Annotated in this window: 8 protein-coding genes; 4 read left to right on the forward strand and 4 right to left on the reverse strand. The window is 53.6% G+C overall.

Features of this window, described 5'->3' with window-relative positions; genetic code table 11:
* Window positions 1-20 precede the first annotated feature (20 nt).
* Complete coding sequence (locus tag GSQ86_RS04060; RefSeq protein WP_158748689.1) at window positions 21-2,540, reverse strand: hypothetical protein; 2,520 nt, start codon at window positions 2,538-2,540, stop codon at window positions 21-23.
* A 1,171-nt stretch (window positions 2,541-3,711) separates the two neighbouring features.
* Window positions 3,712-4,734 (reverse strand): hypothetical protein, encoded by a 1,023-nt coding sequence (locus GSQ86_RS04070; RefSeq protein ID WP_158748691.1) that lies wholly within the window; start codon window positions 4,732-4,734, stop codon window positions 3,712-3,714.
* A 677-nt stretch (window positions 4,735-5,411) separates the two neighbouring features.
* Here GSQ86_RS04070 and GSQ86_RS04075 point away from each other — a divergent pair.
* From GSQ86_RS04075 to GSQ86_RS04090, 4 genes are all read left to right on the forward strand, one after another.
* Window positions 5,412-11,180, forward strand: a complete 5,769-nt coding sequence (locus GSQ86_RS04075; protein ID WP_216841006.1) for a HAMP domain-containing protein — start codon at window positions 5,412-5,414, stop codon at window positions 11,178-11,180.
* A 57-nt stretch (window positions 11,181-11,237) separates the two neighbouring features.
* Entirely contained in the window at window positions 11,238-12,824 is a 1,587-nt protein-coding gene (locus GSQ86_RS04080; protein WP_158748692.1) for an ATP-binding protein, read from the forward strand.
* 17 nt (window positions 12,825-12,841) lie between these two features.
* Window positions 12,842-13,225 (forward strand): response regulator, encoded by a 384-nt coding sequence (locus GSQ86_RS04085; RefSeq protein WP_158748693.1) that lies wholly within the window; start codon window positions 12,842-12,844, stop codon window positions 13,223-13,225.
* Window positions 13,226-13,360: 135 nt separating this feature from the next.
* Window positions 13,361-14,401 (forward strand): hypothetical protein, encoded by a 1,041-nt coding sequence (locus GSQ86_RS04090; protein ID WP_158748694.1) that lies wholly within the window; start codon window positions 13,361-13,363, stop codon window positions 14,399-14,401.
* 93 nt (window positions 14,402-14,494) lie between these two features.
* Here GSQ86_RS04090 and GSQ86_RS04095 read toward each other — a convergent pair whose 3' ends face one another.
* Window positions 14,495-15,148, reverse strand: a complete 654-nt coding sequence (locus GSQ86_RS04095; RefSeq protein ID WP_254062125.1) for a thymidylate kinase — start codon at window positions 15,146-15,148, stop codon at window positions 14,495-14,497.
* Between the two features lie 46 nt (window positions 15,149-15,194).
* The gene (locus GSQ86_RS04100; protein ID WP_158748695.1) at window positions 15,195-15,668 is read right to left on the reverse strand and encodes a hypothetical protein; all 474 of its coding nucleotides are present in this window, start codon (window positions 15,666-15,668) and stop codon (window positions 15,195-15,197) included.
* Window positions 15,669-15,708 lie beyond the last annotated feature (40 nt).

Here is a 15,708-nt window from a genome sequence, read left to right on the forward strand (position 1 = left end):
AGGGAAGAACTGAGTGCTGATTACTGATTCAGCTGTGGCTTCATTTGCAGATTTAGTATTTTCCCGTCAGGCATGCACCGTTGCGCGATCGCTGCTATTGTGGCCGGTGCACTGTTGATCGTCGTTGGCGTTGCAAAAGTCCATTTGTCTATTGTGCCATCTGGCCATGTTATCGTGGCATTTCTTGCGTTGGAGACGACATTCGGAAGCGGGTCTTGCTTGTGATGCGGATATAACAGGACTCTGAACTTGGGTTCAATCGTCCGGGCCGCTGCGCTGAGACGGATTTCCGGCCCATGTCCCGCGTCGTACTCTTTGTTATCAGGCCGCACAAATTGAAATACGCTAGCGCTTAGGCTAGCTTCCTGGGGGTTGAGAACCTGAAATAGCATCTGCGGGGGGGTGCTATCCATAGCCCTCACACGCCACCCAGTCGGTAAGGATGGAAGGCTGGCAAAACGAATCATCGGATAGCTTGGTGGGATGGAAAGCTGATTAGAGGCTACTGCATCAAAAGTTGACGGCGCAATGAGTAGCGCTGCATATGCAACTTGTTCGTCATGGGGCTCAGATAATTCGAAAGAATGCTCTCCTGGCGACAAGATAAAGTCTGGAGCATTTTGACTTGGCGTGATCGGTTGCCAGTGCATCTGCGAATTGTCGCCTGCTTTCGCAAAAAAACGTATTGGATTGCTTCCGTCAATACGAATAGATCCACCCCAAGTCCAGAAAGTCCAGTAGTCCCGTCCAGCAAGCAGCCAAAGGCGATAGTGTCCAGCCTGAGGAAGCTTGAAGGTCGTCTTAAGCGCTTGGCGCTTGTTTCCATCCACAGCCGGATCAATTGCCACATTGGCCCCACTATCGGTTGGGACGAGCACAGCCCGATGTGCGTCCATAGGCACGAAAGTGTTTCCCAAAGGCGTGAGGCTCATCCAGGCATATTCGTGGGGAGCGAGATCCTTCTGAATATCGTCAATGATCATCGCATATGCATGTGTCCCTCGTACGAGTACTGCCGTCCGTTTTGCCTTCTTGACTGCGTTATAGGGCGTAGACGCAATACCTCCTATCATGACCGCGCCCGGCACCTGTTGTGCCTGCCAGCTATAAGCATCCTTTGCATCGCCAGTCACACCCGTCGCCCATCCAGCGTCTTCGTAGTCAATTACATTGCCTCTTTCCGGGAAGAAGCCTTCAGCATGACCATCAATGAACACAAGATTGTGGAATATGTCCTGGGGAAACCATCCACCACCATCAACAATCCACAGGCGTCCGCTGCCAGCCAATGAAAAAGAATCTCGATCAGCATGCGCATGGCCCCCAACACCTACGGGATCACTCTGAAATTCCAGATACATGCCGTCCGAGGTCCAGTCTGTTCGGGCATATACAAGACCATTAGTCACGAAGTAACGCGTTAGAGGTAACGCCGGAATTGATTCAGGCCTTGGCTCTTCGACAGGTGTTGCCCACAGAGCTTGAGTCATGTCGCTCGGTGGGCCGTTATGATTTTGGATGTAGCTGGCATAAACCCAGTGCATAACGGGATTATTTGGCCACGCCAGATTCAGTAGATAATAGATCTCACCTGCTCCCGGCATCAAATCCCGCGTGTCCTGTAGCGCATTGAAGTCTCCATGTGCCCATGGAAACATGTCATAGGCCCACCATAATGGGACGTTTTTTAAATGTGGATCCTCCAGTGCCAAATCGCCCCGTCGAGCCATGGCGTCGAGAAGAAGAGCGCCGTTTGACATGCCATATGAAAAATACCAAATGCTTTCGACCGGTGCGCCTTCACTGCCGATACCGTAGTGCAGGAAGTCTTTTAGGCTTGAGGCTGCACTTTGATACCACTGTGCGTTGTAACCAGGCTCACCTTCGATCGCCAGGGCGCTGGTTCCAATTGCACCACAAGCAAAACCCACCCAATTGAAAGTGCGGCTTTCTTGGGCGTTTGGCTCAAATCCCCAAGCTTCGCCGGACAGCTCACTGGCATACTCATTCAGGGCAGCAACGAGCCATTTCCGTACGCTCTGGCGTTGCGACTGCGACAAATGGTTATAGAGCCAGTCGTATCCGAAGGCTATGCCAGGCAAGTTTCTTGAAAAATCGAGCTTCGATGTGATCGGAACCCGCTCCACATAGATCATCAGGGCTTGCGAGACAACATCCATCAATTTTTGATCCTGGAGGACGTAAGCTGCGAACGAACCTTCCCGGATCCCGCCTGAGATGACCTCGAGTTCGTTTTCTAAGGCTGGCTCGCCGCCGTTGAGCTTGGCGACTAGATTTGCAACCTTTGAATTGGTGTCAGCAAAACCCTGCGCCGCGCGTTGAGCCGCCATGAATCCAACGAGTGCCGGTCCATTTCTAGTTCTCTGTTCCAGTTCAGGAAGTTCAGAGGGGGAGAAGATGATTCTTGGGTGAATTCCTGGGGCGGGAGGCTTCACAAAGCCATATTTCTCTTGTGCCGGGCTTGAGATGCTATGACAAAAGATCAGGACAGATATAGCAAGCCTCAGTTGTCGCAGCATCGTGGTTTTTCCCTCCAGGGGTGAGTCTCCCTAAAAATATGACATATCGGGTTAATTGTGACCAGCCCTGTAGGCCCCGCACTTTTACGGCAAAGCAACCGCCTTCAATGATCTAAGATCATTCCCTTTGATTTCTTCCTACACGTAATCGTCGGAACTCCTCCTTCATAAGATGCTTACACACTCATGAGATTAAGCGGGCACTATGGTTCCTCATACCAGATGGCTCGCGACTGAACGAGTGCCTGTTCTGCTTCGGAATTCTTGAGCCAGTTGTGATGTTAGTCCTCGGCGTTGCCGCGAAGAAGAAGCGATTTTCTGTAGAGCAGACAGTGGCGGTGATGAAGCGGGCCGAAGCTGGGGTTCCTATGGCCGAGTTGGATCCGGAAGGTAGGGCATGTGCTGTACTTAGATAACGAGATCCACAGAGTGGACACGTCTCAGGCTGGACGGCGATCACCCTTGCGCTGGTTGGAGGAACCGACTTCCGGCCCTATTTCCGCTAGATCGAAGAACACAGAGTCATCCTTCAGACTCTGATCTTCCTCACGGATCTCTGTGGAATATTTCCATCGAACCACCCTATCCCGTCCTCTGGCATCGACGGAAACGCGTCCTACCCCTTCGGGAAGTCGTCCCGATGGAAAATGCTTAAGCACTTGCTGCAATAACGTGGATAGTGTGGCGTCAGAAGGGCGAGGAAGGGATTCGCCACCCGGTCCGTCCACAAGTTTGATAAGGAGGTATCTTTGACAAGACCATTCGTATTTTTACCGCCGGCTTCCCCATCGGCAACCCTGGGCCTGGAGGATGGGCAGCGCATCATTTGGATCACTCGAAAAGGACAGTACTAGAAAATCGTACAACTGAATTGCGGAAATGGAACTCCTGGCGACGCTCGAGGCCCTGCCCTCTTTCCATGAACCATTGAAGGTAGCACTCTTCTCGGATTCAGAACTATTGATCAAAGGCATGCAACGTCTGGCCGCAAAATGGGCGAGCGGCTAAAGCGTCCTTTTCTGCGTTTTAGTTTCTATTTCCCTATCCGGATCATTTCAATCGCGAACGATCGGAAGAAGCGCACAATCATTTGAGGAATGCACATTGAATATCCAATGAACACTCCCCAAAGCGATGGCGGTGACTTGTTTCTGCGGCTATGCGGCGTCTGTTACCAGCGATAGATGGTCAGGTCATCCAGATATACGACTGGGGTTCCGCCGGAACCGAGTCCGTCGACCTGGAAGTTGGTCAGAATGGTCGGCGCCCAGCCGAGTGCAAACGCAGAATATACGGTGGCATTGATTTGCTGCTGAACTCCGTCCAGCCATACAGATTTATATGTGACATAACCGGAGTCGGTACGCGAATAGCTGACCTGGATATGATGCCAGGCGTTCTTGCTCCAGTTCTTCAAATTGCAGGAAGCCTTTGTGTTGACCCACGAATCGACAGGCTTCTGAGCCGAGCCCTTATTCATCGTGTAATCCCAGGTGCCCGAGTAGCCATCACATTGGAAACCGAAGATCACGGTTTGACCGTTGGGCATGACCTGATTCATATCCATTTCCAGGTTAGCCATTGTGGAAGTCGAACTCGTAAGGTACACCCATCCGTCATAGATGAAATTTGTGGCGTTTACGTCATCTCCAAAGGAAGCGGAGTAGAGCTCGCCACCATAGTTCTTAAAAGTGGTGGAGAACACACGCGCCTGGCCGCTTTTCGATGGCGAGCCTGTAAGGCCTGTATAGCCGGTGGCACTTCCGGAACCGGTGCCTGAATCGAAAACTGCCTTCCAATTACCTAATGTCTGAATGCTGCCCACGCTGGTTGCATTTGAGGGAATGGCAGGACCATCGGCCGCTCCCGTAACGTTTACGGCGACATCTGTAACGCATACCGCGCCTTTTGCACCCCAAGCCTTGACATGTACCGTATGCGAGCCGGTGCCAGAGCTGATCTGCGCGTTCATGGAACTGTTGTAAATGATCGTCGTGCTACTGCTATTGTCGAGCGAATATCCCATAGCGGATACATTCTGCGACGAGCAGTTAGCGGCGATTGCCGATAAGGTAAAAGGCGACTGGACCTGATTTCCGCTGCTCGGGCTGCTGATGACGACTCCGGCCGCAGCGGGAAGTACTGAGGCCACCAGGAGTGAAAAGGTAAGGGGGAGATTTCTGCGAATATTCAAGAGAAATTACCTTATTCAAATTTGGTTGAAGCTGTGGGTAACACCGCCTGAAATTCCGCATCTTATGCGTAGCTCACAAAAGAAGCTTCAGACTGGACTTCGAGCAAAAACGCCAGGGGCTCTGCTGACACAGTGTTCCTGGCCTTGATTTACGACACACGTGTGCGTTTCGGTCTACAGACGTAGTAGGCACGCGCAGGGTTCGAGTCGAAGCCTTGTTTTGGGCGGATTGGCGAAGCTTTATACGCCAGGCATCCGGATCTGATTTAGTTCACCCGGTTTCCACATCCTGTCCAAATCGAGGTTCCGATCGAAGACTTACAAGTGGGATTTGCTAAGAGGCATACTACACGTTTCGATCAGCAAGAACAGCCCTTTTTCAAAGGAAAATCAAAAAAAAATCGCATCTCAGACATCCTTTTTCCTAACTGTGCAAATAGCACCTAAATGGCCCGAAAGAAATACATTTAGCTGTAATAATTACATTCAATTTGAGAGTGTTTTCCTCTTATGGGTCAACCTTTTGGGGTGTGAGAACATTCATTCCAAGCCTAAAGCCACAAGACATTCTGTAAATTCCAAAACGTCTATAATCCGCAAATGAGGACGACCGCTGGGACGATTTCAGTCCGTCTTCGGCACCAGACTGCAGGTGCCTCAGCGGGGAGTGGTTAGAAATGAAAAAGACGAGTGGCGGTGCATCAGATGTGGTTGCTGCCGGGCAGCGCCGGCGGACGGGCACACAGAATGGACACAGCATGCAGACCCAGGAAACGGTCGCAGATCTGAGTGTCATCCTATCAAGCTTGCAGTCTATGCAGGAAGGCGATTTTTCAGTCCGCCTGCCAGGTTCATGGACAGGATTGCCGGGCAAGATCGCCGACACCTTCAACAATATAGTGGCGGCCAATGAGCAGATGGCTCTGGAGCTGAAGCGCGTGGGCCAGGCTGTAGGTAAAGAGGGGCGCATCCGCGAGCGAACGCTCCTTCGCGAACCCAAGGGTTCCTGGGGCCAGATGCAAACCTCGATGAATACACTTGTCGATGATCTTCTCCGTCCGACCACCGAAATTACTCGAGCGATCGCGGCTGTAGCTGAGGGAGATCTCAGCGAGAAAGTTCGCATGGATGTGGATGGAAGGCCGCTGGAAGGGGAATTCCTCCGCTCCGCCAATATTGTGAACACCATGATTCAGCAGTTGAGCGTGTTCACATCAGAGGTGACGCGCGTAGCTCGCGAGGTGGGAACCGAGGGCAAGCTGGGCGGCCAGGCAAACGTGCCGGGTGTAGCAGGTACCTGGAAGGACCTGACAGACTCGGTCAACTCCATGGCTGGAAACCTCACAGCGCAGGTCCGCAATATCGCGGAAGTAGCCACCGCCGTAGCGAGCGGTGATTTGTCCCGCAAGATTACGGTCGATGTGCGCGGCGAAATTCTACAGCTCAAAGAAGCGATTAACTCGATGGTGGATCAGCTGCGCTCCTTCGCCTCGGAGGTGACGCGCGTAGCTCGCGAAGTGGGAACTGACGGCAAACTTGGCGGTCAGGCTGTGGTTCCGGGTGTGGCAGGCACGTGGAAAGATCTGACCGACTCGGTCAACGCAATGGCCGGAAACCTCACTGCCCAGGTCCGCAATATCGCAGAAGTAACGACGGCCGTGGCTCGCGGCGATTTGTCGCGCAAGATTACCGTAGACGTAAAGGGAGAGATTCTGGAGCTGAAGGAAACCATCAACACCATGGTGGATCAGCTCAATGCTTTTGCCGGCGAAGTGACGCGCGTGGCGCGCGAAGTAGGAACCGAAGGCAAGCTGGGCGGCCAGGCGAATGTGCCGGGCGTGGCCGGTACCTGGAAAGACCTTACCGACAACGTAAACTTTATGGCCAGCAACCTGACTGGCCAGGTCCGTAACATCGCGGAAGTAGCCACCGCCATTGCCAACGGCAATCTGTCGCGCAAAATCACAGTCGACGTCCGCGGCGAAATTCTCCAATTAAAAGAAACGCTGAATACGATGGTGGACCAGCTGAACCGCTTTGCCGGCGAAGTGACGCGTGTAGCCCGTGAAGTGGGAACGGAAGGACGTCTTGGCGGCCAGGCAAACGTGCCGGGAGTTGCCGGAACGTGGAAGGATCTCACGGATTCGGTGAATTCCATGGCTGGAAACCTCACCGCCCAGGTCCGAAATATTGCAGAAGTAACGACAGCCGTGGCGCGCGGAGACTTGTCCCGCAAGATTACGGTTGACGTAAAGGGCGAAATTCTTGAGCTGAAGAACACTATTAACACGATGGTGGATCAGCTGAATGCGTTCGCCAGCGAAGTAACCCGTGTGGCACGTGAAGTGGGCACGGAGGGCAAGCTCGCAGGCCAGGCGCAGGTATCAGGCGTTGCTGGCACATGGAAAGACCTCACAGACAATGTGAACTTCATGGCAGGTAATCTTACCGCGCAGGTCCGCAACATTGCCGAGGTGGCGACAGCTGTAGCCCGCGGCGATTTGTCGCGCAAGATTACGGTGGATGTGCGCGGAGAGATCCTCGAGCTGAAGGACACCATTAATACGATGGTGGACCAGCTCCGCTCCTTCGCTTCGGAAGTAACGCGCGTGGCACGCGAGGTCGGCACAGATGGAAAGCTCGGCGGCCAGGCTGCAGTGCCCGGTGTGGCTGGAACATGGAAGGATTTGACAGACTCGGTCAACTCCATGGCGAGCAACCTGACCAACCAGGTCCGAAACATTGCGGAAGTAGCGACGGCCATTGCGAATGGGGATCTTTCCAAAAAGATCACTGTAAGCGTCAGCGGCGAAATCTTCCTGCTGAAGGAAACCATCAACACGATGGTGGACCAGCTGAATGCATTCGCCGGCGAAGTGACCCGCGTGGCACGCGAAGTCGGCAGCGAAGGACGGCTCGGTGGGCAGGCTCACGTGCCAGGAGTGGCCGGCACGTGGAAGGATCTTACAGACTCAGTCAACTCCATGGCCGGAAACCTCACGGCGCAGGTGCGAAATATTGCAGAAGTCACGACAGCAGTGGCTCGCGGTGACCTGTCGCGAAAAATTACGGTCGATGTAAAGGGCGAAATTCTGGAGTTAAAAGACACCATCAATACGATGGTGGACCAGTTGAACGCCTTCGCAGCCGAAGTGACGCGCGTTGCCCGCGAAGTAGGAACGGAAGGCAAGCTCGGCGGCCAAGCGCAGGTGCCCGGTGTCGCAGGCACCTGGAAGGATCTCACCGACAATGTGAACGTCATGGCCAGCAACCTGACTGGCCAGGTGCGCGGAATCGTAAAGGTAGTGACGGCCGTCGCTAACGGTGTTCTCACGCAGAAGCTCACGGTGAACGCGAAGGGCGAAGTCGCTGCACTGGCGGATACGATCAATAACATGACCGACACGCTGGCGACATTTGCCGACCAGGTAACTACAGTTGCTCGCGAAGTCGGTGTAGAAGGACGCCTCGGCGGCCAGGCGAACGTGCCCGGAGCCTCTGGTACGTGGAAAGACCTTGTCGATAACGTTAATTTGCTTGCTGACAACCTCACGAACCAGGTGCGCGCCATCGCGGAGGTTGCGACGGCCGTCACGAAAGGTGATCTCACGCGCTCCATTCAGGTGGAGGCGCGCGGCGAAGTCTCGGAGCTGAAAGACAACATCAACACGATGATCAACAACCTCCGTCTCACCACGGAGCGCAACACCGAGCAGGATTGGCTGAAGACCAATCTTGCCCGCTTTACCAGTATGTTGCAGGGACAGCGCGATCTTACGGCGGTGGGACGCATGCTGCTCTCAGAGCTGGCTCCGCTTGTGAATGCGCAACAGGGACTGATCTATCAGATGGCTTCGGAAGAATCCAATGCGATGGTTCTGCTCTCGGCGTATGCAAGCACGCCCGATGGCCATCTGCAACACATACAAACAGGGGACGGCCTGATCGGCCAGTGCGCGGTCGAGAAACGGCGCATGTTGATTACTGATCTGCCATCGCATACACAACCCATTCGCTCAGGTCTGTTTGAAGCTGTGCCCAGCAATGTGATTGTGCTTCCAGTGTTGTTTGAAGATCAGGTCAAAGCTGTTATCGAGCTGGCGACGCTCAGCACATTTACTGCCTCGCATCTCGCCTTTCTTGAACAGCTCACCTCCAGCATCGGCATCGTGCTGAACAGCATTGAAGTAACGATGCAGACGGAAGCCTTGTTGAAACAATCTCAGCAACTCGCTACCGAACTGCAATCGCAGAAAAAAGAGCTCCAACAGACAAACGAACAGCTTGCGCAAAAGGCGCAGCAGCTAGCCGAACAAAACGTAGAAGTCGAACGCAAGAATGAACAGATTGAGCAGGCACGCCGGGCGCTCGAAGAGAAAGCAAAGGAACTGGCTCTCACCTCGAAGTACAAGTCAGAGTTCCTTGCCAATATGTCTCACGAACTGCGCACTCCTCTTAACAGTATCCTGGTGCTGGGACAACAGCTCAGCGACAATCCGGATGGCAATCTTTCGCCGAAGCAGACCGAGTTTGCGCGTACGATTCATGGAGCTGGGACCGACCTTCTGAACCTGATCAGCGACATTCTCGATCTCTCCAAAATTGAGTCGGGGACGGTTTCGATTGAAGCCGAGGAAGTTTTCTTTGCCAGCCTGCTCGATATGATTGCCAGGCCCTTCCGGCATGAGGCAGAGAACAGAAAACTTTCGTTCGATCTGCATACCGATCCGTATCTCAGCCGTAGCCTGGTGACGGATTCAAAGCGTCTGCAGCAGGTGCTAAAGAATCTGCTGTCGAACGCATTCAAGTTCACTGAGCAGGGTGGTGTCCGGCTGTCCGTATTCCGTGCCGAGAACGGCTGGAGTGAAGGACATCATATTCTAAGCAGCGCCGGTGCAGTTATAGCTTTCCAGGTCAACGACACAGGTATCGGCATTCCGCAGGAGAAACAGAAGATTATCTTCGAGGCATTCCAACAGGCAGATGCAGGTACGAGCCGCAAGTACGGCGGCACCGGATTAGGATTGGCCATCAGCCGTGAGCTTACGTCGCTCCTGGGCGGTGAAATTCAATTGAGGAGTATTTCGGGCAAGGGAAGCACATTCACCCTGTACCTGCCACAAGCGTATGTTGCCCCTGTTAGCGCAGCCGGCGCTTCTGCCACCGAGATACTTCATACCTCCTCGGTAAATGTGCTGCAGCCGCCGGCAGTCATGCAAATGGAGCGGCCCCTGGAGGAGATTGAAGATGATCGCAATCGGCTTGAGCCTGGAGACGCAGTATTGCTGATTGTGGAAGACGATCCGCATTATGCTCGCATCCTGCGGGATCTTGCGCGCGACAACGGTTTCAGGGTTCTAGTTGCTTTGCGCGGTGCGGACGCACTGACGCTGGCGCGGGAATTCCTGCCCACCGCTGTATCGCTCGACGTCTTCCTGCCCGACATGCTGGGCTGGACCGTGCTCAACCATCTCAAGCAGGAGCCCGGCATGCGGCATATTCCGGTGCAGATGCTTACGATCGACGGAGACCGCCATCATGGGTTATCGCGCGGCGCATTCTCTTTCGTAAGCAAGCCGACCACTACTGAGGGGCTGACTGCGGCGTTGACGAGAATCAAGGAATTCTCTACTTCGCGGCGTAAGCGTCTGCTGGTAGTGGAGGACAATCCGGCAGAACAATTGAGCATTCGATCTCTGCTCGACTATGACGACATCGATGTGACCGTTGTATCGACAGGTCAGGATGCGCTGTCTGCGCTTTCCGAAGAGCGATTCGATTGCGTTGTGCTTGACCTTCGCCTGCCTGACATGACGGGTCTCGATCTTCTGGAACAATTGCGGGACACACCCTCGCTGAACGAGGTTCCGGTGGTGGTATTTACCGGCAAGGAACTCTCGTCGGAAGAGGACGCCAAATTGCATAAGCTTGCGCGTAGCGTCGTGATCAAAGGTGTTGAGTCTCCGGAACGCCTGCTCGACGAAACCGCTCTGTTCCTGCATCGAATTGTGAGCGATCTGCCTCCGGAGAAGCAACGATTGCTCGACCGTTTGCATCGATCTGATGATGCACTTCTAGAAAAGAAAGTTCTGGTCATCGATGACGATGTGCGCAATATTTTTGCCCTGAGCAGCGTATTGGAAAGGCGGGGCATGGCCGTTCTCGCCGCCAGCACCGGTCGCGAGGCGATTGAGACTCTGGAGTCCACTCCCGATATCGCGATCGCGCTGATGGACATTATGATGCCGGAGATGGATGGATACGAGACGATGCGGGTGATCCGCCAGAACCCTGCTTTACGTCGCCTGCCAATCATTGCGCTGACGGCGAAGGCGATGAAGGGTGACCGTGAAAAGTGCCTGGAGGCCGGGGCTTCAGAATATCTCGCGAAACCGGTGAATACTGATCAACTACTGGCTGTTTTGCGTATGTGGCTCCACAGGTAGGAAGCACACTTTATTATGATGTCGATGAACCCTATTGGTGGACGGTGGAAGTCACCCATGGAACCTGCGAAATCTAATGGCTCGGAAGACACGAACGACCGGGTCAACATTCTCCTTGTTGATGACCAGCCTGCGAAATTGTTAAGTTACGAGGCTATCCTCGGCGATCTGGACGCAAATCTCATCAAGGCTTCTTCCGGTACGGAAGCGCTCGAACATCTTCTGAAGCACGACATTGCCGTCGTACTGGCCGATGTGAGCATGCCGGGAATCGACGGCTTTCAGCTTGCCGACATGATCCGCGAACATCCGCGTTTCCAAAAGACGGCCATCCTGTTTATTTCGGCGATCCATCTCTCCGATATCGACCGCATTAAAGGCTATCAGCGCGGCGCCGTGGACTATCTTTCCGTGCCCATCGTGCCCGAAGTATTACGCGCAAAAGTAGGTGTCTTTGCGGAACTGCATCGAAGCCGCCGTGCTCTTGAAGCTCTGAATCGGAACCTCGAACAGCGTGTAACCGATCGAACGGAAGAGCTGCGGGAACGGGCGGATCTGCTTGACTTGGCATCCGAAGCAATCATGGTGCGGGATATGAATGGCGTGGTTCTGTTCTGGAATTCCGGGGCAGAGACCCTCTATGGCTGGACCCGCGAGGACGTGATCGGACAGGATCTTCACACGATTTTGTCCACCCGCTTTCCTGTTCCAGTGAGCGACATTGAATCGTCACTCTTAAAGACCGGACGATGGGAGGGAAACCTTGTTCAATTCACTCGCGACGGCAGAGAAGTAACAGTAGCGTGCCGCAAGGCTCTCAGGAATGAGAGAGCAGGAGCGCCGGGAGTCATCCTGGAGATCAGCCGCGATATGACCGAGAGATTGCGCGCCGAAGATGCGCTGCGAAACGCAGAGAAACTAGCTGCGATGGGCAGGGTAGCGGGCATCATCGCGCACGAAATCAATAACCCCCTGGAAGCGATTCTCAATATATTCCATCTGCTGCGTGGCCACGTAGCGCTGAATGAAGAAGCGGCTGACTATACCCGTCTGGCAGAACAGGAACTGCTACGCGTAGTACATATTGTGAAGCACACGTTGAGCTTTTATCGCGAGTCTCAGCAGCCCGTTGCGGTTTCTATTACGGAGGTGCTCGACAATATCCTCGAACTGCAATCCAGGACCTTGCATCTCCAGGGGATTTCCATAGAGAGGCGTTTTCTTACGGATGCCACCATTCAGGGATTCCCCGGTGAACTGAGACAGGTCTTTATGAACCTCATCGTGAACGCCACACACGCTATGCCTGATGGCGGACGGTTGCGCATTACAGTCCGCAGACGTGTGGATCCGAAGACTCATCTCCGCGGAATGGCTGTTTCTGTCTGCGATACCGGCACCGGAATAAAACGCGAACACATCCGGCAATTATTTGAGCCCTTTTTCAGTACCAAGTCGGCGAAGGGCACAGGCCTTGGCTTATGGGTCAGCAAGGGAATTGTTCAGAAATACGATGGCGCGATCGAATGCCGTAGCATATCCTACCGAGATGGAAACGCCACGTGCTTCCGCGTTGTATTCCCCAGACATATTTCCATGCGGCAGATACACTCGGATGCGGCCTATAGCGCTCAGGAAAGCTAAGGCCGATAGAAGTTGATATGAGCGAACGAAAGTTTGTGATTTTGTGCGTGGACGATGAGCCGGTTTCACTCCTGGTACGGTCGCGAGTGCTGGAAAAGGCCGGGCATGAGGTGATCACCGCAAGTTCCGGATCCGATGCGCTCAAGACTCTCCGATCAACCCCTGTAGATCTGGTTCTCACTGATCTGCTTATGCCGACTATGACCGGGATTGAACTTACACGTAACATCAAAAAAGAGCATCCCAGCCTTCCCGTTGTTATGTTTTCAGGGGTAAATGAACTTCCACAGGAAGAATTCCACGCCGATCTTTTTCTGAGCAAACTTGAAGGACCACAGATCCTCTGCGAAAAAATTGCCGAGGTTCTACATCGATCCGAGTATGCCAGGAACCATCCCTAACCAACCAATCGCCTATAAGAAATATTGCTGTATTCTGCCTCAAGTCTGTTCTTCTCAAGCCTCTCCTTAGGTCTTTTTATGCATCAAACAATGCGTCAAGCCTGTTTTGATTCAGCAAGAGGAGATAAGAACGACATGCAATCCAAATACCGGCGTCGCAGTGTGCCACACACATTGCTACTTGCCTTTGCCGGTGCATTGCTTACTGCCGCCGCTGCACACGGTGATACCTGTACTACTCAATCACAAATTCCTGTAGCGCAGAGAGAAACCATCGCAGGCGCCGCTCGAACCATCGTCAATGAAGCACAGGGCGGAGATATCCAGGGTATTCGCGCAAAGACCATGCCCACGGTCGCAGCCGACTTTACCGGTATCGCCAACTCCATTGAGGCGCTGAAACCGGCGTTGCAAAGTGCCACCATCACGGTAAATACGCTTTACCTGCTGGATGCTCAGAGCGCAGCAGGTGCGCAGGGAAATACTTTTTATTGCAGTCCGCCGGCGTCGACCATGACCGTGGTACTCAATTTTTCTGCTCTGCCCTCAGGAAAATATGCTATCGCGATCCTGCATGCTACCGGCGTAGCGAAGCCGCAACAGGTTGCTCTGGTGCTTTCGCAGGGTGATGGCGGCCAGTGGCAGCTTGCAGGATTTTTCAGCAAGCCGATGCTGGAGTCCGGCCATGACGGAATCTGGTACTGGACGCAGGCTCGCCAATTCGCCGCGAAAAAGATGGATCTGGATGCCTGGTATTACTACCAGACGGCCGCTGGTCTTCTACAGCCTGCGGATTTCCTTTCGAGCCCGAATCTGGACAAATTGAGGCGGGAAGCCGATCAGGTACATCCCGGCGATTTACCCGAAGGGAAGTCGATGACATTGGCTTCGGGCGGTAATTCGTTCGAAGTGACGGGAATCTACATGAGCAGCGAGTTGGGTAGTTTTGATCTTGCGGTTCACTACACTCCGACCGCTGCGCAAGCTGCTCAGTTACGTGATCCTGTTGCAGCCAGGCAGCAGGCAGTGGACCTGATGAAGGCTATACTTGCTGTCCATCCCGAATTGCGCGAAGCCTTCCACGGTATCTGGGTGCATGCGGATTCAGGGAATGCTTCGATTTTTGCCCTTGAATTATCTATGGACCAGATCACGGGTTCGCATCCGACCGCTTAAGTGGACGACTCTGCGTTCGGTAAGTTGGGAAAGAAAAACGAAGTAAAACAAATGGCGGGTAAGACAGGATAATTCCTGTCTTACTCGCCATTTCTAGCTTGCTTTTGCCCGGGAATAATCAAGAGGCAGATGTGCGAGAGCATGACCAAGAATCTGACGCTGCACATCGGGAATAGGCATAGGATCTATCACGGTGATGCTGCCTGCCAGCCTGCATAGATCCAGATACGATTCACGGCAGGTAATGAGGAAGTCAAGCGGGTATTCAGGCTTGCGAGCCCGCGCCTGGACAGGATCGGCGTCAAGAAAATATCCGACGTCCGGCTTCGGGACGAAGCTCAGAATGAACTTGGCGTACGCTCGGGAGATTGGATTACCGAGTTTCAGGTTCGCCAGCTCGTCATAGGCGTACCGATCGAAGACGACAAAGTCCGCACCTGAGCTGAGTGACTTTTTTACGACATGCCGCAATGAAACGGCATCGACAAAGTAGAGGAAATATCTCACCAGCGTCATCGGTGCTGATTGTACGTTCTTATCTCTGCGGTTCACCGGAGCATCAGGTCTGCCGACACCTTTTTCACCCTTGAATAAAGTATGGCCGGTGGTTTCGCGTACGCCTTTCAATCTCGCAACTTCATCCCAGAAGGGAATGACCCGAACCTTGAGCCCGGCATCTCTCAAGTACTCACAGAGCACCTCTATCTGAGTACTCTTGCCAGCGCCATCAATTCCGGAAAACGACACGAACCTGGCCTGCAATTTGCTTTTTTTCCTATTCGTCATCTTTCTCCTAGTGAGGTTCGCTGGGACTTGCTTTTGAAAGTGCGACTACTGTTCCTACAGCGATACATGCACCGATAACGATTCCAGTCTTGATCAAAATGGACCGGGTCCGTTTCTGCTTCGCCGGAGCGATTGCTGCGCCAGCCGGACGCGAGGCTGCCACGCCTGTTGTCTTTTCATAAGGCGCTGCCGCCGTTCCAACAGGAGCAGGGTTGTTCTGCTGTTGCGCATCCGGGCTTTGGCCAGTCGGGCTGCTCTGTGTTGTAGCCGGACTGGTCGATTGCGACTGGGGTGCGTCTATGCTTGATTTTGTCGCTCCGCTATCAGTAGATTGCAGTTTGACAGGAGCCGTGGATGGATCCGTTTGTTGAACAGATGACTGCAGCGGCAATGCGGCAGCCGTACGAGCAAGGGGCAGAGTCAAAAATAATACAAGGCAACCGGCAGTCTGCCGCCGTAGCCAATTACTAGCGTTCTTCATGATTTCCTCGAAATGCATCGTCACAAATTGGTATCAAAGT

It is taken from the genome of Acidobacterium sp. S8, assembly GCF_009765985.1.
Classification (GTDB): Bacteria; Acidobacteriota; Terriglobia; order Terriglobales; family Acidobacteriaceae; genus Alloacidobacterium.